The organism is Streptomyces sp. S6 (assembly GCF_054880855.1).
Genome location: NZ_JBTYMC010000068.1, coordinates 1 through 20,794, shown reverse-complemented (window position 1 = coordinate 20,794; position 20,794 = coordinate 1). Strand labels below are relative to the sequence as shown.

Below are 20,794 nucleotides of genomic sequence, written 5' to 3'. Positions count from 1 at the left end.
CATGCGGACCCTCTCGGCACTCGCCGCCCTGTTCCTCACCGGCCTCGCCCTCGCTCCCCCCGCCTCCGCCGCCGGCCGCCCCTACACCGAGCAGTGCACCTTCCCCAACGGCAAGTACCCCGGCCGCCCCTGGTCCCTGCAACGCGTCATGCTGGACGAACTGTGGGCCCGCTCCAAGGGCGAGGGCGTCAAGGTCGCCGTCATCGACACCGGCGTCGACGTCAAGAACCCGCAGCTCACCGGCGCGGTCGACGTCAAGGCGGGCAAGACGTTCAAGCCGGACGTGAAGGGCGACGACGGCAAGCCCCTCGACTGGGGCAACAACACCGGCACCACCGACACCGTCGGCCACGGCACGAAGGTCGCCGGCATCATCGCGGCCCGCCCCACCGACGGCACCGGCTTCGTCGGCCTCGCCCCCGAGGCGACGATCATCCCCCTCAAGCAGAACGACGCGGAGGGTCACGGCACCCCGGACACCCTCGCGGAGGCGATCACCTACGCGGTGGGTCAGGGCGCCGGGGTCATCAACATCTCCCAGGACACGACGGGCGCGCGGAAACCGTCGGACAACCTGGAGCGGGCTGTGAACGACGCCCTCGGCAAGCGGGTCGTCATCGTCGCCTCCGCGGGCAACGACGGCACCGGCGGCAACGTCAAGAAGACCTACCCCGCCTCCTACGACGGTGTCCTCGCCGTCGCCGCCTCCGACCGGAACAACGAACGCGCTGCCTTCTCCCAGTCCGGCGACTTCGTCGGCGTCGCCGCCCCCGGCGTCGACATGATCTCGACGGTCCCGGCGGGCGGCCACTGCTCCGACAACGGGACGAGTTTCTCGGCGCCGTACGTCGCCGGAGTCGCCGCGCTGATCAAGGCGAAGCACCCGAAGTGGACGGCCCGTCAGGTCGTCGCGCAGATCGAGCAGACGGCGGAGCGGACGATCGCCGGGCACGACCGGCTCGTCGGCTGGGGCGTCGTCGACCCCGTCCGCGCGCTGACCGAGGACGACCGTCCGATCGAGTCGCCGAGCCCCGACCAGGGGCTGGCCAGTGCCGAGGCGCCTTCGCCGGCGAAGTTCCACCCGGGGGAGACGCCGGGCGAGCGCAACGCGCGGCTCGCGACGTACGTTGCCGTCGGGGCGGCGGTGCTGGTCGCCGGGATCGGCGGGGGAGCGGTGGCGATCCGGGACGCGCGCAAGAGGCGGGAGCGGGTGCGGGGGGTGGCGTAGGGGCGCCGGTCATGGCGGGGTCAAACACTGCTCAGACCATCCCCAACCGCCCGTATGAGCTGGGTGTGCGTTCGCTAAGACGACCATGAAATGTCGGCATTCGCCCCGTCTCCCGCTGGCTACTGTGAGGGCCCGCGAAGCCCGCATGCGCACAGGAGACGGTGGTGAGGACAGTGAGCGCGTCGCGCCTGCTCGACTACCTGAAGGAGGCCCCGGCCGCCCCCGCGCCGACGGCTCCCCGCCGGTCGTGCCTCCTGGACTACGACCTCCCCCCGCTCCACACCCCGGTGCTGGTCCCCGCGCACCCCCGCTACACCGACGGCGCCCCCCGCATCGTCTGCGAACTCTTCGCCCACCCGGACGACGGCCCGGTCGCCCTCGCCTTCACCACGCCGCGCAAGCTGGTCGCGGCCCTGGGCGAGGCCCAGCCGTGGGTGGCGACCTCCCTCGGCGCCCTGCTCACCGGTCTGCGCGGGGTACGGGTCCGCCTCGACCCCTCGGCCGCCTCCCCGCACTGGACCCCGGCCGACCTCGCCGCCTACGCCGGGGCGGTGCGCTGATGGACTTCCAGGTCGTCCTCTCGGACCTCACCTCCATGGCCTCCACCTTCCACACCCAGGCCACCGACTACCGCGCCCTCCACGCCCAGGTCACCCCGGCCGTCGCCGGCGGCGGCGACCCCGGCCTCGACCACGCCGTCGCCGAGGCCGCCCATCTGATCGCCGCCCTGCACACCCTCTTCGCCGACCGCCTCGACGACCACGGCGACACGGTCGTCCACGCCCGCGACTCCTTCTTCCGCCACGACATCGACGTCCACGGCCTCTTCGAGGACCTCATGAAGGGCGAGGGCTGATGACCGACAGCTGGATCGGCGGCGACATCGGCGGCCTGCGCGCGATGGCCACCGCCTACAAGGCGGCCAAACCCGCCCTGGAAGCGGCCGTCACCCCCGTCACAGACCAGGTCGAGTCCCTCGTCAAGGACACCGGCTGGCAGGGCGAGGCCGCCGAGACCTTCCGCGCGCGCTGGAGCGAGGACGCGCTGACAGCGGGCGCCTTCGGGGGCCTCGTGGAGGCCGTCGGCGGCATCCTGGACACCCTCGCCGACCACCTCTCGTCCTGCGAGACGGCCCTCCAGAACGCCGAACACACCGCGACCCGACAGGGCGTCACCACCGGCCCCCAAGGCGCCCCCCTCCCGCTGGCCACCTCCGACCCGCCGTCCCCGGCCGACGAGAAGGCCCTCTCCGCCCTCACGGAGTACGACACGGCCCGCACAGAGATCCTGCGGACGGCACAGCACGCGCGGCTGGTGGCGGCGGATCAGCTGACGGGGCTGTGCGCGCAGGTGACGAAGCCGGTCGATCCGGCCGACAAGATCACCCTCGCCGACATGCTGCGCGGCCTGTACGCGTACGACGCGGAGGACGCGCGCGCCAAGGGGTTGGCGGCGCGCACGGAGATCGACCGGGCCAGGGCCGACGCCGACGCGGCGAAGAACAACCTCCGCGAGGAACGCAAGGCGTTCCAGAGAGCCGGCCGTTCCCTCCCTGACGACTTCCCCGCGAAGAGTGCCTACCGGGCCGCGCTGACGCAGGTCGACTCCCTGGAAGAGGCCATCGTCCGAGCCGACCACGGCAGCACGGCCCTCCCCTACGACCGCGTCCTCAACCTGAAACTCGGCGACACGGCCGACGCGCTGCGCCTGGGCCGGGGTGTCGCCGAACTCCCCGAGTTCCTGCGGGAGGTGCCCGTGCTGGACATCGCCGCCGCTGCGGCGACCGGGGGGCTGGAGGCGAAGAAGGACCACGACGAGGGGTGGTCCTGGGGGCACGCCGCAGTCGTCGACGGAGGTGTCGCGCTCGGCGGGCTGGCCGCCGGAGTGGTGGCGGTGGCCGCGATCCCCGAGGAGGGGGCCGTGATGGTGGCGGCGGTCGGGGTGGGCGCCGCGGTCGTCACCACGAGCGTCCTCGACCATGCCTTCCACGAGCACTGGAGCGAGGACATCCACGACCACGGGGTCGTCGGCGGCGTACTGACCGGGACGGGGCACGTCCTGTCGGACACGTGGGACGACCTCTCGCGGCTCGGGGACGACACCGTGAGCATGGGAAAGGACGTGTGGCATGGCGTCACGAGCCTCTTCTGAGGTGCGCGCCGGAATTCCGGCCCTGCCGAGGCTGGGCACCTCCTGGTACGAGCGCGGCACTCGCTACCGGCTGGCGCGCACCCGCACGACACTCGCCCAGCTCCTCATAGCGGGGGCGGTCGTGTTCTTCTGCCTCGGGGTCTACCGGGGATTCGCCGCAGCACTGCCTCCGACCGCCCGCCTGGTGGCCGACGGCGTCGAGATCGCCGCGTCCTGCGCGACCCTCGCCCGGGGCTGGGTCGTCCAGCGCCGGGACCACCGCAAGGCCCTCCTCGCCCCGCCCACCCCGGAGGAGACCTGGGCGGCGAAACGGGCCCACAACCGGCGTGCCCTCCGGTCCGCCGGTTCCGGCCGGGGCCTGCTCATCCTCGCCGCGCCCCTCCTGCCCGCCCTCGCCGCGTACTACGTCGGCTGGACCGCCGCCTGGCTCACCGTCCGCGAATACCCCAGCGAGGCCGGCGCGCGGCGCTGGCTCGCGGAGAACCGGGACCGCTGAAGGAAATGCCCCACATCTCGACAACTTCGTAACTGGGGCAACACGAAGTTCGGTTGGCCGCGAAAACCGCAAAGACTACAGTGGTCGCCGAGTGTGCCGCACAGGCCACGCGCGGTCCGGCACCTCGGTGCGCCGCACAGGGGGAACGGGGAGGGGGACATCCAAGACATGCACGCCCCGACCCCCGACATGCCACGCCCTCAGGGCAGTTCACGAAGGGAAGTCCGCCAATGGTGGCTGGGCAGAAGCTCAATGACCAGCAAGTCATCAAGCTCGAAAACGAAATGGTCAAGCGGTACGACTCGATCCGCGACCAGCTGAGCAAGCTCCAGGGCACCCTGGACACCATGGAGACCCACTGGCGCGGTATCGGCGCCAACGCCTTCAACAAGAAGCAGATCGAGATCAACGAGGGCGTCAAGAACATCGGCAACCTGCTGACCTGGTTCCTCGAAAACATCAACGAGACCCGCAAGCTCTCCGGCAAGACCGACGACGCCGTGCACGCCTCCGTGCAGAGCATCGACGTCCAGTACGGCGCCGCGAAGTCCGCGCTCAGCAGCTACTGATCCCCGACCCACAGAAAAGAGGACCCGGCATGGTCAACGTCCACGACGGCGAGATGGCGGTCAAGTACGGCGGTCTCGACGCCATCACCACCGAACTCGGCGCCCAGGCAGCCCGCCTCGAAACCGACCTCGAAGCCCTCAAGGCCGCCGTCATGCGCGCCGCCGCCGGCTGGGAGGGCGAAGCCGCCAACGCCTTCGGCCAGAAGATGAAGGAGTGGGACACCAACTCCGCCAACATCCACGCCGCCCTCGTCTCCATCGGCCACAAGGTCTCCGAGGCCAACGGCGACTACCGCGGCAGCGACCTGAAGGCAGCCAGCTACTTCTAAGCGCCGCCGGCACCGAACAACGGGGTGGACACACACGGGAGGTGCCCACCCCGTTTCGCATGCCCCTCAGTAAGCCCCCTCCGGCAACCACCCCACCTGAGCCAACGGCTTCCCCCTCCGCCGTGACACGAACACCCCCCGCCCCGCAGGCATCGGCCGAGGCCGGACCCCCGCGAGGAGGTCGCCCTCGGAGGGGTCTCCGGCGAGGACCATGCCCTGCGCGCCCAGTTCCTTCATCCGCTGCATGAAGGGCTCGTAGGCGGCCCGCCCGGCGCCGGCGGTGGAGCGGGCGATGATGAAGCGGACGCCGACGTCGCGGGCGAAGGGGAGGAGTTCGGTGAGGCCGGCGAGGGGGTTGCCGCTGGACGTGGAGACGAGGTCGTAGTCGTCGATGACGACGTAGACGGTCGGGCCACGCCACCAGCTGCGGTCGCGGAGCTGCTGGGCGGTCACGTCCGCCGTCGGGGTGCGCCGGGTCATCAGGTCCGCCAGCGCGGCCATGTGGTGGTCCATGTTGTTGGACATGGGGATGTACTCGGCGAGATGGGAGGCGGGGGTCACGTCGAGGAGGGAGCGCCGGTTGTCGACGACGAACAGCTTGCACTCGTCCCCGGAGTACCGCTGCGTCACCTGCTTGATGAGGAGCCGCAGCAGGTTGGACTTGCCGGACTCGCTCTCGCCGAAGACGAGGAAGAAGGGGTCCTGCTCGAAGTCCACGAAAACGGGTTCGAGGTTGTCCTCGTCGAGCGCGAAGGCGACGCCCTGTGCGGGGAACCGGTCCCCGGCGGGCAGCTCCTTCGCGGGGAACTCTCGGGGCAGCAGCCGCACCTCGGGCGCGGGGGAGGACGTCCAGTGCCGGGTGACCTCGGTGGCCAGCGCCTGCGTCGCGTCGGACAGGTCCGTGCCGGACGTCAGTCCGTCGATCCTCGGCACCGCCGCCATGAAGTGCAGCTTCTGCGGGGTCTGACCCCGTCCCGGCACCCCGGTCGGCACGTTCGCGGCGACCTTCCGGTCCAGCTCGGAGTCCATGGTGTCGCCGAGCCGCAGTTCGAGCCGGTTCATCAGTTGATCCTTCAGCGCCGACCGGACCTCCATGGACCGCGACGCCGTCAGGATCACGTGCACCCCGTACCCCAGCCCCCGCGCCGCCATGTCCTGCACGACCGGATCGAGCGCCTCGTACTCCGTCCGGAAACTCCCCCACCCGTCGACGACGAGGAAGACGTCCCCCCACGGCTGGTCCGCGACCGAGATGTCACCGCGGGCCCGCCGCGTCCGGAAGTCGGTGATGGACGGGATCCCGGCGGCCCGGAAGTACTCCTCCCGGCGCGTCAGCACCCCGTACACCTCCGCGACCGTCCGCCGCACCCGCTCGGGATCGAGCCGCGAGGCCACCCCGCCGACATGCGGCAGCCCCTCCACGGCGGACATTCCGCCGCCACCGAAGTCGAGCCCGTAGAACTGCACCTCGTGCGGCGTGTGGGTGAGGGCGAACGCCGAGATGATCCCGCGCAGCAGCGTCGACTTCCCGGACTGCGGCCCGCCCACGATCTGCATGTGCCCGGCGGCGCCGGAGAAGTCGACCCACAGCGGATCACGCCGCTGCTCGAACGGCTTGTCGACGATCCCGACGGGGACGACGAGCCGCCCGGCCCCCTCGTACCCCGGCTGGGTCAGCCCCCGCCCCGGCACCGCCGTCAGCCCCGGCAGCAGCGAGTCCAGCGACGGCGGACTGTCCAGCGGAGGCAGCCACACCTGGTGCGCGGCGGGACCCTGCGCCTCAAGCCGCCGCACGATCACGTCGAGCACGGTGTCCGCGAGCGCGTCGTCCACCTCAGGCTCCGAAGAGCGCTGAGGCACCACCGGCACATAGCTCACCGGCACCTCGGCCGCCGTGAACAGCACCGGCCGCCGGTCCACCGGCAACGGCCCCCCGGCGACGGCCGCCCGCTGCGGCCCCGACCGGTACACCCCGGACACGTACGCCGCCTTGAACCGCAGCATTTCGTCCGTCCCGAACTTCAGGAACCCGGACCCCGGTACGTTCGGCAGCTCGTACGCGTCCGGCACCCCGAGCGCCGCCCGCGACTCCGCCGCCGAGAACGTCCGCAGCCCGATCCGGTACGACAGATACGTGTCGAGCCCCCGCAGCCGCCCCTCCTCCAGGCGCTGCGAGGCCAGCAGCAGATGCACCCCGAGGGAGCGGCCGATCCGCCCGATCTGCACGAACATCTCGATGAAGTCCGGCTTCGCGGAGAGCAGTTCGCTGAACTCGTCGATCACCAGCACCAGCGTCGGGATCGGCTGGAGCGCCGCCCCCGCCGACCGCGCCTTCTCGTAGTCGTGGATGTTCGAGTAGTTGCCCGCGTCCCGCAGCATCTCCTGCCGCCGGTTCAGCTCCCCGCTGATGGAGTCCCGCATCCGGTCGACCAGCGTCAGATCGTCCGCGAGGTTCGTGATGACGGCCGCGACGTGCGGCATCTGCGCCATCCCGGCGAAGGTCGCACCCCCCTTGAAGTCCGCGAGGACGAAGTTCAGCGTCTCCGAGGAGTGCGTCACCGCCAGCCCCAGCACCAGCGTCCGCAGCAGCTCCGACTTCCCCGACCCGGTCGCGCCGACACACAGCCCGTGCGGCCCCATGCCCTCCTGCGCGGCCTCCTTCAGATCCAGCATCACCGGACGGCCGTCCTCACCGACCCCGATCGGTACCCGCAGCCGCTCGGCCAGCGACCGCGCCCGCCACGTCCGCTTCGTGTCGACGGACGCCGCGTCCCCCAGATTCAGCAGATCCGTGAACTCCAGATTCGCCAGCAACGGCTCGTCGTCGTCCCCGCCGGACGCCATCCGCAGCGGCGCGAGCTGCCGCGCCAGCGCCTCGGCCGACGCGTACGACAACGCGTCAGGCGCCCCCTCGTACACCATCCCGCCGGGCGACTCCAGCCGCAGCACACCGGGCCGGACGACGATGTCGAGCTCACCCCCGCTCCCGGTCAGCTCCCCGCCCACCACCTCGACGAGCGTCACCCCCTGCAACCCTTCCGGGTTCGCCAGCACGGAGTTCGGCGGCAGCGAGATCCCGTCCAGGACGACCACCAGATGCGGCAGGTCGGGCAACGGCCCGGCGTTCGGGTGGAAACGCGGCCGGCCCGTCAGGCGCGCGGCGAGCAGTTCCTCCAGCTCGACGACGTCCGTCCCGATGAGCCGCCGGCTCCCGGCGCCGTCCACCTCACCCGGCGACTGCGTGTGCGGCAGCCACTTCGCCCACTCCCAGTGCTCCAGCGCGTCCCGGCCCGCCGCGACCACCAGGACCAGGTCCTCGGGGGAGTGCAGCGCGGCCAGCGAACCCGCCATGGCGCGCGCGGAGGACCGCACGCACTCGGCGTCACCGCTGACCGTCACGTGGTAGAAGGCCCGCAGGGACACCGCCATCGGCAGCTCCTCCAGCGTGCTGTGCACGGCCAGGAACCGCTGGAGGGCGCCTGCGGTGAGCGGCTCCAGCTGCTCGACCGGCGCGGTCTCGGGGGCGACCAGTGCCGTGGACAGCCCCTGCGCGCCGAGCCCGACCCGCACCTGTGCGAAGTCCTCGTCCCCGGACCGCCGTTCCCACACCCGGCTGCCCTCGGCGACCAGCGCCCACAACTGCTCGGGGGAGGGGTTCAGGAAGTACTGCGCGTCCCGCTGCGCCTTCGCCGTGGACTGCGCCGCGCGCCGGGTCTGCGACAGGTAGGCCAGGTAGTCGCGCCGCATGTCCGCGAGCTGCCCCTGGTTGCCGCGCCGGAAGCGCACCACCATCGCGACCGTCATGGCGACCGTCGACGCGATCATCACCATGCCCATGATCCGCATGAACGGCTGGCCGCTCGTGAAGAAGAAGACCACCGAGCCGCCCATGCCGAGCGTCGGCAGAAGCTGCATCAGCACGCTCTCCTGAGGCCCGCGCGGCAGCTCCGGCGGCGGCTGAAGAACGATCTCCTGCGTGGGCACCTCGGACGGCAGCACCCGGGGCGGGCGCCGTACGACGATGTGGCTCACTGCTCCCCCAAGATTCACTGGCCGGCCCCCTGAAGACCTGCGTGGGGCCGCCGCGCGATCCTACTGACTCCGCCCGTGACGGGAGGGCGGTAGGGTGCCGGATGTTCGCGTGAGCACACGCGCGCGGGGGTGGAGGAAGCGGGTGTTCCGGGCAATCCGGGGCGCCTCGGAGCACCCCTCACCACGCGACTGCACATGTGCGACCGCCGTTCCGGCAGCCGCATCCGGGACCTTCACACCGCAGGCGCGGAACCATCACCGAGGGGGAACAGTCAGGTGAGCATCACGGCACCCGGCACGACAGGAGCCGGCACGGGGACGGGGCTCGGCTACTGCCGCGTCACGATCGTCGCCCCCGACAGCCGCATCGACGTCGCCCTGCCCGACGACGTCCCCGTCGCCGACCTCTACCCGGAGGTCCTGAGGCTCGCCCAGCAGAGCCCCGCCGAGGGCGCCCCGGTCGGCTACCACCTCGTCCGGCGCGACGGCACCGTCCTCGACAGCTCCCGCTCCTTCGCCGCCCAGCGCCTCCTCGACGGTGAACTCCTCACCCTGCGCCCCTTCGCCGAGTCCCTGCCCCCGGCCGTGTTCGACGACGTCTCCGAGGCCGTCGCCTCCGCCGTCACCGCCGAACGCACCCTGTGGGACGGCGACCTCACGCGAGCGGCCGGCCTGACCGGCGGGGCCGTCCTCGCGGCCCTCCTCGCCTTCATGGCCTGGTCCGGCGACCCCCGCCACGACATGCACGGCCTGCCCGGCGTCCTCGCCGCGGTCGCGGGCGCCCTCCTGCTCGTCCTCGCCTGTGTCCGCGCCCGCATCTACGACGACCGCGCCTCCGCCGTCGCCCTCGGCCTCGGCGCCCTGCCGTGCGTGGGCGTGGCCGGCTCCGGGCTCCTCCCGCTGGAGAACGGCGAGGGCATCGGCAAACTCCAGTTCCTGCTGGCCTGCGCGGCGGTCCTGGTGGCCGCCCTCGTCCTCACCCTGTGCTCGCCGGGCGGCGACGGCCCCTTCGTCGCCTTCGTCCTCGCCTCCGCCGTCGGCCTCGTCGCCCTGTTCCTCGCGCTCCTCGCCGAGGACTGGACACCCGCCGAGATCGCCGCCCTGTGCGCCCCCGTCGCCGTGGTCGGCCTCGCCTTCCTGCCCGGCCTCTCGATGCGCTTCGCCCGCCTGCCGATCGGCTTCGACGCCCCGAGCAGCGCGACCCGCAGCCGCTACGAGACGGAGGCGCCCGTCCCCGAGCCGGTCGACGCCGAGCGGATCGCCGCCCGCGCCCGCCGGGGGCACGAACTCCTCGTCGGCCTCGTCGGCGGCTGCGCGGTCGTCGCCGTGGGCTCCGCCGCCGTCCTCGGGTTCTCCTCGGACATCTGGGCCCAGCTCCTCGCCTTCGCGACCGGCGTGGCCCTGCTGATGCGCGCCCACCTCTTCCGCTACACCGCCCAGGTCGCCCCGGTCGTCGCCGCCGGGCTCGCCTCGCTCGTCCTGCTCGGCCTCGGGCTCGCGCTGAACCCGCCGCTGTCGATCCTCAGGGCGGCCCGCGACGGCGACCTCTCCGGCTACGACCTGCGCACGATCTGGCTCGTCGCCGCGACCGGCCTCGCGATCGCCCTCGTCACCACGATCGGACTCCTGGTCTCCCGGGGCGGCCTCACCCCGTTCTGGGGGCGGTTCCTGGAGATCGCCGAGTCGTTCGTGCTGCTGACGCTGATCCCGCTGGCGCTGGCGGTGTTCGACGTGTACGCGACGGTACGGTCGCTGACGAGTTGAGACACGCGGAAGGGGGCCGGTGCGAACATCGCACCGGCCCCCTTCCGCACGTCCGGGATCAGCCCTGCGCGGCCGGCCCCCCGTCGCCGTCCATCGGCTCCAGATCGAACTCCCCGTCCCGCGCCCCCAGCACGAACGCCGTCCACTCGGCCTCCGTGTACCGCAGCACGGTGTCGTGGTCGAGAGAGGACCGCATCGCCATGCCCCCGCCGGGCAGGTCCGCGATCTCCACGCGCTCCTCGTGCTCCTCGGTGCCCGGGGCGCCGCGCCACTCGACGCCGGAGATGTCGAGGGCGTACAACTCGTCCCGCTCCCGGTCCTTGCGGGCCTTGCGTTCCTCTTCGGTCTCGGCCATGACGGCTCGGGTCCTTTCCTCAGTGCCAACGAGCGGTACGGACACCCTACTTGTGGCCATCTCCCCAGGCCGGAGGTTCCCCGAGGCGTACCCCTCCCGGGAAAACCGGACGGAGCGGGGCCCGCACCCTGGTAGCCTTGCCGTCGGCCGTCGTGTGCACGCACCCTCACCGGGTGCCTCCCCGGCGGACCCGCCCAGGCGAGTCACCGAAGATCCCCCGAGAGTCAAACCGGGGGCACTCGCGGGCACCACACAGGATTGAGGAACAAGCGTGCCGCTCGACGCCGCAGTGAAGAAGCAGCTCATCTCGGAGTTCGGTACCAAGGAGGGCGACACCGGTTCCCCCGAGGTCCAGGTCGCGATGCTCTCCCGTCGGATCTCCGACCTCACCGAGCACCTCAAGACCCACAAGCACGACCACCACTCCCGCCGGGGTCTGCTGATCCTCGTCGGTCAGCGCCGCCGCCTTCTCCAGTACCTGGCGAAGAAGGACATCCAGCGCTTCCGTGCGCTGGTCGACCGGCTCGGCATCCGCCGTGGCGCGGCCGGCGGCGCGAAGTAATTCGCTGACAAGGGGAGCGGTTCCCGTGATCATCGGGAGCCGCTCCTTTTGCTGTACGCAGGTACGGAAACGTGCGGAGTGTCACCGCCCCTTTGTAGTGTGGTAGCACAACGCAGTACATACGAGGAGAAGCGCACCCTCGACGCCGCCGGTCCTCGGTAGTGGCCCCCGGGTACACGACCCGGAGGCTTCGATCGAAGACCGGCCCGCACGGCGCGCTTCTCCACCCGTCCCTCCTGTCACACGGACAGCCGGGGACAAAAGACGAAAAACAGACGAGTAATGGAGAACACGCTAGTGGAGAACGAGACCCACTACGCCGAGGCCGTCATCGACAACGGCGCCTTCGGCACCCGCACCATCCGCTTCGAGACCGGCCGCCTCGCCAAGCAGGCCGCCGGCTCCGCGGTGGCGTACCTGGACGACGACACCATGGTGCTGTCGGCCACCACCGCCTCCAAGAACCCCAAGGACCAGCTCGACTTCTTCCCCCTCACGGTGGACGTCGAGGAGCGGATGTACGCCGCCGGTAAGATCCCCGGCAGCTTCTTCCGCCGCGAGGGCCGCCCCTCCGAGGACGCGATCCTCACCTGCCGCCTGATCGACCGCCCGCTGCGCCCGTCCTTCAAGAAGGGCCTGCGCAACGAGATCCAGGTCGTCGCGACGATCATGGCCCTCAACCCCGACCACCTGTACGACGTCGTGGCGATCAACGCCGCCTCCGCGTCCACGCAGCTGGCCGGCCTGCCCTTCTCCGGCCCGATCGGCGGCGTCCGCGTCGCGCTGATCAACGGCCAGTGGGTCGCGTTCCCGACGCACACCGAGCTTGAGGACGCCGTCTTCGACATGGTCGTCGCGGGCCGCACCCTGGAGGACGGCGACGTCGCGATCATGATGGTCGAGGCCGAGGCCACCGAGAAGACCATCCAGCTGGTCAAGGGCGGTGTCGAGGCCCCCACCGAGGAAATCGTCGCCGCCGGCCTCGAAGCCTCGAAGCCGTTCATCAAGGTCCTGTGCAAGGCGCAGGCCGACCTCGCCGCCAAGGCCGCCAAGCCCACCGGCGAGTTCCCGATCTTCCTGGACTACCAGGACGACGTCCTGGAGGCGCTCTCCGCCGCCGTCCGCTCCGAGCTCGCCGCCGCGCTCACCATCGCCGGCAAGCAGGAGCGCGAAGCCGAGCTGGACCGCGTCAAGGGCCTCGCCGCCGAGAAGCTGCTCCCGCAGTTCGAAGGCCGCGAGAAGGAGATCTCCGCCGCCTACCGCTCCCTGACCAAGCAGCTCGTCCGCGAGCGCGTGATCAAGGAGAAGAAGCGCATCGACGGCCGTGGCCTCACGGACATCCGTACCCTGGCCGCCGAGGTCGAGGCCATCCCGCGCGTGCACGGCTCCGCGGTGTTCGAGCGCGGTGAGACCCAGATCCTGGGCGTCACCACCCTCAACATGCTCCGCATGGAGCAGCAGCTGGACACCCTCTCCCCGGTGACCCGCAAGCGCTACATGCACAACTACAACTTCCCGCCGTACTCCACCGGCGAGACCGGCCGCGTCGGCTCCCCCAAGCGCCGCGAGATCGGCCACGGCGCCCTCGCCGAGCGCGCCCTCGTCCCGGTCCTGCCGACCCGCGAGGAGTTCCCCTACGCGATCCGCCAGGTCTCCGAGGCGCTCAGCTCCAACGGCTCGACGTCCATGGGCTCGGTCTGCGCGTCCACGATGTCCCTGCTGAACGCCGGTGTGCCCCTCAAGGCCCCGGTCGCCGGTATCGCCATGGGCCTGATCTCCCAGGACATCGACGGCGAGACGCACTACGTCACCCTCACCGACATCCTCGGTGCGGAGGACGCCTTCGGCGACATGGACTTCAAGGTCGCCGGCACCAAGGACTTCGTGACGGCCCTCCAGCTCGACACGAAGCTCGACGGCATCCCCGCCTCCGTCCTGGCCGCCGCCCTCAAGCAGGCCCGTGACGCCCGCCTCCACATCCTCGACGTGATGATGGAAGCGATCGACACGCCGGACGAGATGTCCCCCAACGCCCCGCGGATCATCACCGTCAAGATCCCCGTGGACAAGATCGGCGAGGTCATCGGCCCGAAGGGCAAGATGATCAACCAGATCCAGGAGGACACCGGCGCCGAGATCACGATCGAGGACGACGGCACCATCTACATCGGTGCCGCCGACGGCCCGGCCGCCGAGGCCGCCCGCACCACGATCAACTCGATCGCCAACCCGACCATGCCGGAGGTCGGCGAGCGCTACCTGGGCACGGTCGTCAAGACGACCACCTTCGGCGCGTTCGTCTCCCTGCTCCCCGGCAAGGACGGCCTGCTGCACATCTCGCAGATCCGCAAGCTGGCCGGCGGCAAGCGCGTGGAGAACGTCGAGGACGTCCTCGGCGTCGGCGCCAAGGTCCAGGTCGAGATCGCCGAGATCGACTCCCGTGGCAAGCTCTCCCTCATCCCCGTCATCGAGGGTGAAGAGAACACCGAAGACAAGGACGACACCGACAAGTGACGTCGAGCAGTTCAGCGACGACGGCCCGCGCCTCCTCCAAGGCGCGGGCCGTCGCCCGTACCCAAACCCTGATCACCGGCGAGAACGGCATCGGCACCGTCCGCAAGACCACCCTCCCGGGCGGCCTGCGCATCGTCACCGAGACCCTCCCCTCCGTCCGCTCCGCCACCTTCGGCATCTGGGCGCACGTCGGCTCCCGCGACGAGACCCCGGCCCTGAACGGCGCCACGCACTACCTGGAGCACCTGCTCTTCAAGGGCACGACGAGGCGCAGCGCCCTCGACATCTCCGCCGCCCTCGACGCGGTCGGCGGCGAGATGAACGCGTTCACGGCCAAGGAGTACACGTGCTACTACGCACGCGTCCTCGACACCGACCTCCCCCTCGCCATCGACGTCGTCTGCGACATGCTGACCGGCTCCCTGATCCTGGAGGAGGACGTCGACGTCGAACGCGGCGCCATCCTCGAAGAGATCGCGATGACGGAGGACGACCCGGGCGACTGCGTCCACGACCTCTTCGCGCACACGATGTTCGGCGACAACGCCCTCGGCCGCCCCGTCCTCGGCACGGTCGACACGGTCAACGCCCTCACCGCCGACCGCATCCGCCGCTTCTACAAGAAGCACTACGACCCCACCCACCTGGTCGTCGCCGCCGCCGGCAACATCGACCACAACAAGGTCGTCCGGCAGGTCCGCGCGGCCTTCGAGAAGGCGGGCGCGCTCAAGAAGCTCGACGCCGTCCCGATCGCCCCGCGCGACGGACAGCGGACGATCCGCACCGCCGGGCGCGTGGAGCTGACCGGCCGCAAGACCGAGCAGGCGCACGTCGTGCTCGGCATGCCGGGCCTCGCCCGCACCGACGAGCGGCGCTGGGCGCTCGGCGTGCTGAACACCGCCCTCGGCGGCGGCATGTCCTCGCGCCTCTTCCAGGAGGTCCGCGAGAAGCGGGGCCTGGCGTACAGCGTCTACTCGTACACCTCCGGCTTCGCCGACTGCGGCCTGTTCGGCGTGTACGCGGGCTGCCGTCCCTCGCAGGTCCACGACGTCCTGAAGATCTGCCGCGACGAACTCGACGAGGTCGCCCGCAACGGCCTCACCGACGACGAGATCACCCGCGCCATCGGCCAGCTCCGCGGCTCCACCGTCCTCGGCCTGGAGGACACCGGAGCGCTGATGAACCGCATCGGCAAGAGCGAGCTGTGCTGGGGCGGCCAGATGTCCGTCGACGACATGCTCTCCCGCATCGCGTCGGTCACCCCGGACGACGTCCGCGCCGTGGCCCGCGACATCCTGGGACAGCGCCCGTCGCTGTCGGTCATCGGCCCCCTCAAGGACAAACAGGCGGCCCGCCTGCACGACGCCGTCGCCTGACCAACCAGCTGAAAGAAGCAAGAACATGAGCAAGCTGCGCGTGGCGGTCCTCGGTGCGAAGGGCCGCATCGGCTCCGAGGCCGTCAAAGCCGTCGAGGCCGCCGAGGACCTGGAGCTGGTGGCCGCCCTCGGCCGAGGCGACAAACTGGAGACGCTGGCCGACACCGGCGCCCAGGTCGCCGTCGACCTCACCACCCCCGCCTCGGTGATGGGCAACCTCGACTTCTGCGTCCGGCACGGCATCCACGCCGTCGTCGGGACGACCGGCTGGACCGACGACCGCCTCGCACAGCTTGAGGGCTGGCTCGCCCAGTCCCCGCGAACCGGTGTCCTGATCGCCCCGAACTTCTCCATCGGCGCGATCCTCACCATGAAGTTCGCGCAGCTCGCGGCGCCCTACTTCGAGTCCGTCGAGGTCATCGAGCTCCACCACCCCAACAAGGTCGACGCCCCCTCCGGCACCGCCACCCGTACGGCCCAGCTCATCGCCGAGGCCCGCCGCACCGCCGGCACCGCCCCGGCCCCGGACGCCACGGTGACGGCCCTGGACGGCGCGCGCGGCGCGGACGTCGACGGCGTCCCCGTCCACGCGGTCCGGCTGCGCGGGCTCCTCGCGCACCAGGAGGTCCTGCTCGGCGGGGAGGGGGAGACCCTGACCGTCCGGCACGACTCCCTGCACCACAGCAGCTTCATGCCGGGCATCCTCCTGGGCGCCCGCCGCGTCGTCTCCACCCCCGGCCTCACCTTCGGCCTGGAGCACTTCCTGGACCTCGGCTGACATGCGCGCCAAACTCTCCTACGCCGTCACGGCCGCCGTCCTGCTCTTCTACTTCGCGCTGGTCGGCAGCCGTGGCGTCATGCTCATCCGGACTGGCACCCTCCTGACGGTCACCTTCGGCGTCGCCGTCCTGATCCTGCCGGTCATCGGCGTCTGGTTCCTCTGGAAGAACACCCAGTTCGTCCGCAAGGCCAACGCCCTCGCCGCGAAACTGGAGGCCGAGGGCGGCCTCCCCGTCGACGAACTGAAACGCACCCCGTCCGGCCGCATCGACCGCGACTCCGCCGACGAGGTCTTCGAGAAACGCAAGGCGGAGACGGAGGCGGCCCCGGACGACTGGCGCAGCTGGTTCCGCCTGGCGGTGGCGTACCACGACGCGAGGGACACCCCTCGGGCCCGGAAGGCGATGCAGCGGGCGATAGCGCTGCACGACGGGACTGTGACGTCCTGAGAGGCGGGGAGAGCCGGCTACCGGTTCTCCGCCGCCCACGCCTCCACCACGTCCGCCGCCCGCTCGAACGCCTCCGCGCGGGCCAGGAAATCGGCGTTGTGCGTGGTCAGCAACACCGCTGTGTCCGCTGAGCCGCGCCGCGCCAGCACCAGCGCCTCTCCCGCCACGCCGCGCGGCGACCCCAGCCACCGCACCGGCTGCCGCACCCTCCGCACCCCGCTCACGTCACTCCACGCAACCGTCCGGGTGACGAGGAAACGGACGTGCCGAAGCCCCCGCGCGCTCACCCACACCCCCATCCGCAGCAACCGCACCGCACAGCCGATGACGACGGTGGCGACGACGAACACCGTCGCCGCCTCGGGCACGGAACCGGTGAGCGCGATCAGCACCGCCGCGAACAGCACGAACGACGCGACGAGCAGCCAGACGGCCGCCACCCCGACCCGCCAGGGCCCGGGACGGTAGGGCCGCCGCCACTGCTCCCGGCCGGCGAAGGGCAGCGCCTCCGCGTCGAGCGGGTTCACCTGATCGAAGGTGCGGTCGGCCGTCAGGAAGGGCAGGGGCACGACTGGTCCTCACTCGCTGTGCACAGGGGGTGGTGCCGGTGAGGCTATCCGCCGCCGTCCCCGCTCTCCATCATCGAGCGCACGCGCCGTGCCGACTTCCCGCCCGCTGACGCTCGCGGGCACACATGTACGGATCAGCTGAGCGAAGTGTCCGTATTGCGGCATTTAGCGAAGTTCATCTAGCCTGATCAAACGGACCCGGCACTGCTTGAACCCCCGAGCAGGCAGTGCCGGGCTCCACCTTTGTCATGACTTTTCCCCGGCCCGAGGGCAGACCACGCGATGTACACCGAGTAGCGTGTAACCCATGGCTCCGACCTCCACTCCGCAGACCCCCTTCGGGCGGGTCCTCACCGCCATGGTCACGCCGTTCACGGCGGACGGCGCGATCGACCTCGACGGCGCGCAGCGACTCGCTTCCCATCTGGTGGACGCCGGCAACGACGGCCTGATCGTCAACGGCACCACCGGCGAGTCCCCGACCACGTCGGACACGGAGAAATCGGACCTGGTACGAGCCGTCCTGGAGGCCGTCGGAGACCGCGCCCACATCATCGCGGGCGTCGGCACCAACGACACCCACCACAGCGTGGAACTGGCCGAGCAGGCCGAGCGGGCCGGCGCCCACGCCCTCCTGGTGGTCACCCCGTACTACAACAAGCCCCCGCAGGAGGGCCTGTACCGCCACTTCACCACCGTGGCCGACGCGACCGGCCTGCCGGTCATGCTCTACGACATCCCCGGCCGCAGCGGCGTCCCCGTCAGCACGGACACCCTCGTCCGCCTCGCCGAGCACCCCCGGATCGTCGCCAACAAGGACGCCAAGGGCGACCTCGCCGAAGCGAGCTGGGCCATCGCCCGCTCCGGCCTCGCCTGGTACTCCGGCGACGACATGCTCAACCTCCCCCTGCTCTCCGTCGGCGCCGTCGGCTTCGTCTCCGTCGTCGGCCACCTCGTCACCCCCGAACTCCGCGCCCTCGTCGACGCGTACACCTCGGGCGACGTCCACAAGGCGGCCGAGATCCACCACCGTCTGCTCCCGGTCTTCACGGGCATCTTCCGCACCCAGGGCGTCATGACCACCAAGGCCGCGCTCGCCCTCCAGGGCCTGCCCGCCGGACCCCTGCGCCTCCCGATGGTCGAGTGCTCACCCGAAGAGATCGCCCAGCTCAAGATCGATCTTGCCGCGGGCGGGGTACAGCTCTGACAACAGACTTCACAACTGAATCCCCATAACCGAACAGCGAACGGAACGGGCCGACAGAGCCCGCCGTCATCACCAAACAACTGCTTACGCACGAACGTCACGCGCGCCACGTGCCCTCCGCATGTGGCGTGCTGTGGTGAGGAGAGTCTTTTGAGTCATCCGCATCCCGAACTGGGCCGTCCCCCGACGCTCCCCGAAGGCGGCCTCCGGGTCACCCCCCTCGGCGGCCTCGGGGAAATCGGCCGGAACATGACGGTCTTCGAGTACGGAGGCCGCCTCCTGATCGTCGACTGCGGAGTGCTCTTCCCCGAGGAGGAGCAGCCCGGAATCGACCTGATCCTGCCGGACTTCTCGTCCATCCGGGACCGCCTCGACGACATCGAGGGCATCGTCCTGACGCATGGCCACGAGGACCACATCGGCGGCGTCCCCTTCCTCCTGCGGGAGAAGCCGGACATCCCGCTGATCGGCTCCAAGCTGACCCTCGCCCTCATCGAGGCCAAGCTCCAGGAGCACCGCATCCGCCCGTACACCCTTGAGGTGGCCGAGGGGAACCGCGAGCGCATCGGCCCCTTCGACTGCGAGTTCATCGCCGTCAACCACTCCATCCCGGACGCGCTGGCCGTGGCCATCCGCACGCCGGCGGGCCTGGTCGTGCACACCGGCGACTTCAAGATGGACCAGCTCCCGCTGGACGGCCGCCTCACGGACCTGCACGCGTTCGCGCGGCTCAGCGAGGAGGGCATCGACCTGCTCCTCGCCGACTCGACGAACGCGGAGGTCCCGGGGTTCATCCCGCCGGAGAAGGACATCTCCAACGTCCTGCGGCAGGTCTTCGCGAACGCCCGCAAGCGGATCATCGTGGCGAGCTTCGCCAGCCACGTCCACCGCATCCAGCAGATCCTGGACGCGGCCCACGAGTACGGCCGCAGGGTCGCCTTCGTCGGCCGCTCGATGGTCCGCAACATGGGCATCGCCCGCGACCTCGGCTACCTGAAGATCCCCCCGGGTCTGGTCGTCGACGTCAAGACCCTGGACGACCTCCCCGACCACGAAGTGGTCCTGGTCTGCACAGGGTCCCAGGGCGAACCGATGGCCGCCCTCTCCCGGATGGCCAACCGCGACCACCAGATCCGGATCGTCGACGGCGACACCGTGATCCTGGCGTCGTCCCTCATCCCGGGCAACGAGAACGCGGTCTACCGCGTGATCAACGGCCTGACCAGGTGGGGCGCCAACGTCGTCCACAAGGGCAACGCCAAGGTCCACGTCTCGGGCCACGCCTCGGCCGGCGAGCTGCTGTACTTCTACAACATCTGCCGCCCGAAGAACCTGATGCCGGTCCACGGCGAATGGCGCCACCTGCGCGCCAACGCCGAGCTGGGCGCCATGACCGGCGTCCCGCACGACCGCATCGTCATCGCCGAGGACGGCGTCGCCGTCGACCTCATCGAGGGCAAGGCCAAGATCTCCGGCAAGGTCCAGGCGGGATACGTCTACGTCGACGGCCTCTCCGTCGGCGGCGTCGGCGAACCGGCGCTGAAGGACCGCAAGATCCTCGGCGACGAAGGCATCATCTCGGTGTTCCTGGTCGTCGACTCCTCCACCGGGAAGATCACCGCGGGCCCGCACATCCAGGCCCGTGGCTCCGGCATCGAGGACTCGGCGTTCGACGGGGTGCTCCCGAAGATCAACGAGGTCCTGGAGCGGTCGGCCCAGGACGGTGTGGTCGAACCGCACCAGCTCCAGCAGCTCATCCGCCGGACGCTGGGCAAGTGGGTCTCCGACACGTATCGGCGCAGGCCGATGATCCTGCCGGTGGTCGTCGAAGTCTGAGCGAACTGAGAGCGGGGCTCCTCGATTTGCATCGAGGAGCCCCGCTCCAGTACGTTTACGGCTCCGCCTCGACGGGAACCCGGGACGCCACAGCGTGGCTCCCACGGTGACCGAGGGGGGTGGGAAATCCGGCTCAGAACTTCTGATAAAGTCGGAACCGCCGGAAAGGAAAACCCCGCAAGGGAAATCCTGGAAAGCACCGAGGAAATCGGATCGGAAAAAGATCTGATAGAGTCGGAAACGCAAGAACGAAGGGAAGCCCGGAGGAAAGCCCGAGAGGGTGAGTACAAAGGAAGCGACCGTTCCTTGAGAACTCAACAGCGTGCCAAAAATCAACGCCAGATTAGTTGATACCCCGTCCGCCCGGCTGTGAATGCCGGATGGATGAGGTTCCTTTGAAGAAATTACAGCGAGGACGCTGTGAACGGTCGGATCATTCCTCCGACTGTTCCGCTCCCGTGAGAAGCATTCACGGAGAGTTTGATCCTGGCTCAGGACGAACGCTGGCGGCGTGCTTAACACATGCAAGTCGAACGATGAAGCCCTTCGGGGTGGATTAGTGGCGAACGGGTGAGTA

18 protein-coding genes and 1 rRNA gene are annotated in these 20,794 nt (G+C 70.4%); 16 read left to right on the top strand and 3 right to left on the bottom strand.

The features are described from left to right. Position 1: 1 nt before the first annotated feature. The 7 genes from mycP to ACVNF4_RS12460 all read left to right on the top strand — a co-directional run bounded on the left by mycP (position 2) and on the right by ACVNF4_RS12460 (position 4,773). A complete protein-coding gene (mycP, locus tag ACVNF4_RS12490) occupies positions 2 to 1,228 on the top strand; it encodes a type VII secretion-associated serine protease mycosin (protein WP_461802829.1) in 1,227 nt (408 codons plus the stop codon). Positions 1,229 to 1,392: 164 nt separating this feature from the next. Further along, positions 1,393 to 1,788: an SAV_915 family protein gene (locus ACVNF4_RS12485; protein ID WP_461802828.1), complete on the top strand. Its 396-nt coding sequence runs from the start codon at positions 1,393 to 1,395 to the stop codon at positions 1,786 to 1,788. Beyond that, a complete protein-coding gene (locus ACVNF4_RS12480; protein ID WP_461802827.1) occupies positions 1,788 to 2,084 on the top strand; it encodes a DUF6317 family protein in 297 nt (98 codons plus the stop codon). The genes ACVNF4_RS12485 and ACVNF4_RS12480 overlap by 1 nt, the downstream gene beginning before the upstream one ends. Further along, on the top strand, positions 2,084 to 3,379 hold the full coding sequence (locus ACVNF4_RS12475; protein ID WP_461802826.1) for a WXG100 family type VII secretion target: 1,296 nt from the start codon (positions 2,084 to 2,086) through the stop codon (positions 3,377 to 3,379). The genes ACVNF4_RS12480 and ACVNF4_RS12475 overlap by 1 nt, the downstream gene beginning before the upstream one ends. Further along, positions 3,357 to 3,875 (top strand): hypothetical protein, encoded by a 519-nt coding sequence (locus ACVNF4_RS12470; protein ID WP_461802825.1) that lies wholly within the window; start codon positions 3,357 to 3,359, stop codon positions 3,873 to 3,875. Before ACVNF4_RS12475 ends, ACVNF4_RS12470 begins: the two co-directional genes overlap by 23 nt. Before the next feature lie 230 nt (positions 3,876 to 4,105). After that, a complete protein-coding gene (locus ACVNF4_RS12465) occupies positions 4,106 to 4,444 on the top strand; it encodes a WXG100 family type VII secretion target (protein ID WP_461802824.1) in 339 nt (112 codons plus the stop codon). Between the two features lie 29 nt (positions 4,445 to 4,473). Continuing rightward, on the top strand, positions 4,474 to 4,773 hold the full coding sequence (locus ACVNF4_RS12460; protein ID WP_461802823.1) for a WXG100 family type VII secretion target: 300 nt from the start codon (positions 4,474 to 4,476) through the stop codon (positions 4,771 to 4,773). Between the two features lie 66 nt (positions 4,774 to 4,839). Here ACVNF4_RS12460 and eccCa read toward each other — a convergent pair whose 3' ends face one another. Further along, positions 4,840 to 8,805 (bottom strand): type VII secretion protein EccCa, encoded by a 3,966-nt coding sequence (gene eccCa / locus ACVNF4_RS12455; RefSeq protein ID WP_461802822.1) that lies wholly within the window; start codon positions 8,803 to 8,805, stop codon positions 4,840 to 4,842. A gap of 195 nt (positions 8,806 to 9,000) precedes the next feature. On the opposite strand from eccCa, the gene eccD reads away from it, so the two are divergent. Further along, positions 9,001 to 10,569 (top strand): type VII secretion integral membrane protein EccD, encoded by a 1,569-nt coding sequence (eccD, locus tag ACVNF4_RS12450; RefSeq protein WP_461802821.1) that lies wholly within the window; start codon positions 9,001 to 9,003, stop codon positions 10,567 to 10,569. 58 nt (positions 10,570 to 10,627) lie between these two features. On the opposite strand, the gene ACVNF4_RS12445 is transcribed toward eccD, so the two are convergent. Continuing rightward, positions 10,628 to 10,924, bottom strand: a complete 297-nt coding sequence (locus ACVNF4_RS12445; RefSeq protein WP_461802820.1) for a DUF397 domain-containing protein — start codon at positions 10,922 to 10,924, stop codon at positions 10,628 to 10,630. A 271-nt stretch (positions 10,925 to 11,195) separates the two neighbouring features. Here ACVNF4_RS12445 and rpsO point away from each other — a divergent pair, with 271 nt between their 5' ends. The 5 genes from rpsO (at position 11,196) to ACVNF4_RS12420 (ending at position 16,605) form a co-directional block, all read left to right on the top strand. Next, positions 11,196 to 11,486, top strand: a complete 291-nt coding sequence (gene rpsO / locus ACVNF4_RS12440; protein WP_461802819.1) for a 30S ribosomal protein S15 — start codon at positions 11,196 to 11,198, stop codon at positions 11,484 to 11,486. 297 nt (positions 11,487 to 11,783) lie between these two features. Further along, positions 11,784 to 14,000 (top strand): polyribonucleotide nucleotidyltransferase, encoded by a 2,217-nt coding sequence (locus ACVNF4_RS12435; protein WP_461802833.1) that lies wholly within the window; start codon positions 11,784 to 11,786, stop codon positions 13,998 to 14,000. After that, entirely contained in the window at positions 13,997 to 15,376 is a 1,380-nt protein-coding gene (locus tag ACVNF4_RS12430) for a M16 family metallopeptidase (RefSeq protein WP_461802818.1), read from the top strand. Before ACVNF4_RS12435 ends, ACVNF4_RS12430 begins: the two co-directional genes overlap by 4 nt. Before the next feature lie 25 nt (positions 15,377 to 15,401). Then, complete coding sequence (gene dapB, locus ACVNF4_RS12425; protein ID WP_461802817.1) at positions 15,402 to 16,154, top strand: 4-hydroxy-tetrahydrodipicolinate reductase; 753 nt, start codon at positions 15,402 to 15,404, stop codon at positions 16,152 to 16,154. Between the two features lies 1 nt (position 16,155). Continuing rightward, the gene (locus tag ACVNF4_RS12420) at positions 16,156 to 16,605 is read left to right on the top strand and encodes a hypothetical protein (RefSeq protein ID WP_461802816.1); all 450 of its coding nucleotides are present in this window, start codon (positions 16,156 to 16,158) and stop codon (positions 16,603 to 16,605) included. A gap of 17 nt (positions 16,606 to 16,622) precedes the next feature. Here the strand turns inward: ACVNF4_RS12420 and ACVNF4_RS12415 are convergent, their stop codons facing one another. Further along, a complete protein-coding gene (locus ACVNF4_RS12415; protein ID WP_461802815.1) occupies positions 16,623 to 17,174 on the bottom strand; it encodes a hypothetical protein in 552 nt (183 codons plus the stop codon). Positions 17,175 to 17,481: 307 nt separating this feature from the next. Here ACVNF4_RS12415 and dapA point away from each other — a divergent pair, with 307 nt between their 5' ends. The 3 genes from dapA to ACVNF4_RS12400 form a co-directional block, all read left to right on the top strand. Further along, positions 17,482 to 18,381 carry a 4-hydroxy-tetrahydrodipicolinate synthase gene (gene dapA / locus ACVNF4_RS12410; RefSeq protein ID WP_461802814.1) on the top strand — a complete coding sequence of 300 codons (900 nt, stop codon included), beginning with the start codon at positions 17,482 to 17,484 and terminating at the stop codon, positions 18,379 to 18,381. Between the two features lie 150 nt (positions 18,382 to 18,531). Then, entirely contained in the window at positions 18,532 to 20,217 is a 1,686-nt protein-coding gene (locus ACVNF4_RS12405) for a ribonuclease J (RefSeq protein ID WP_461802813.1), read from the top strand. Between the two features lie 468 nt (positions 20,218 to 20,685). After that, a 16S ribosomal RNA gene (locus ACVNF4_RS12400) occupies positions 20,686 to 20,794 on the top strand; the annotation flags it as partial.

What these genes read in the sequence shown, in the direction of transcription:
- dapA (WP_461802814.1), top strand. Translation starts at nt 17,482, where the DNA reads ATGGCTCCGACCTCCACTCCGCAGACCCCCTTCGGGCGGGTCCTCACC.
- ACVNF4_RS12465 (WP_461802824.1), top strand. Translation starts at nt 4,106, where the DNA reads ATGGTGGCTGGGCAGAAGCTCAATGACCAGCAAGTCATCAAGCTCGAA.
- dapB (WP_461802817.1), top strand. Translation starts at nt 15,402, where the DNA reads ATGAGCAAGCTGCGCGTGGCGGTCCTCGGTGCGAAGGGCCGCATCGGC.
- mycP (WP_461802829.1), top strand. Translation starts at nt 2, where the DNA reads ATGCGGACCCTCTCGGCACTCGCCGCCCTGTTCCTCACCGGCCTCGCC.
- ACVNF4_RS12480 (WP_461802827.1), top strand. Translation starts at nt 1,788, where the DNA reads ATGGACTTCCAGGTCGTCCTCTCGGACCTCACCTCCATGGCCTCCACC.
- ACVNF4_RS12460 (WP_461802823.1), top strand. Translation starts at nt 4,474, where the DNA reads ATGGTCAACGTCCACGACGGCGAGATGGCGGTCAAGTACGGCGGTCTC.
- ACVNF4_RS12475 (WP_461802826.1), top strand. Translation starts at nt 2,084, where the DNA reads ATGACCGACAGCTGGATCGGCGGCGACATCGGCGGCCTGCGCGCGATG.
- ACVNF4_RS12470 (WP_461802825.1), top strand. Translation starts at nt 3,357, where the DNA reads ATGGCGTCACGAGCCTCTTCTGAGGTGCGCGCCGGAATTCCGGCCCTG.
- eccD (WP_461802821.1), top strand. Translation starts at nt 9,001, where the DNA reads ATGTGCGACCGCCGTTCCGGCAGCCGCATCCGGGACCTTCACACCGCA.
- ACVNF4_RS12420 (WP_461802816.1), top strand. Translation starts at nt 16,156, where the DNA reads ATGCGCGCCAAACTCTCCTACGCCGTCACGGCCGCCGTCCTGCTCTTC.
- ACVNF4_RS12445 (WP_461802820.1), bottom strand. Translation starts at nt 10,924, where the DNA reads ATGGCCGAGACCGAAGAGGAACGCAAGGCCCGCAAGGACCGGGAGCGG.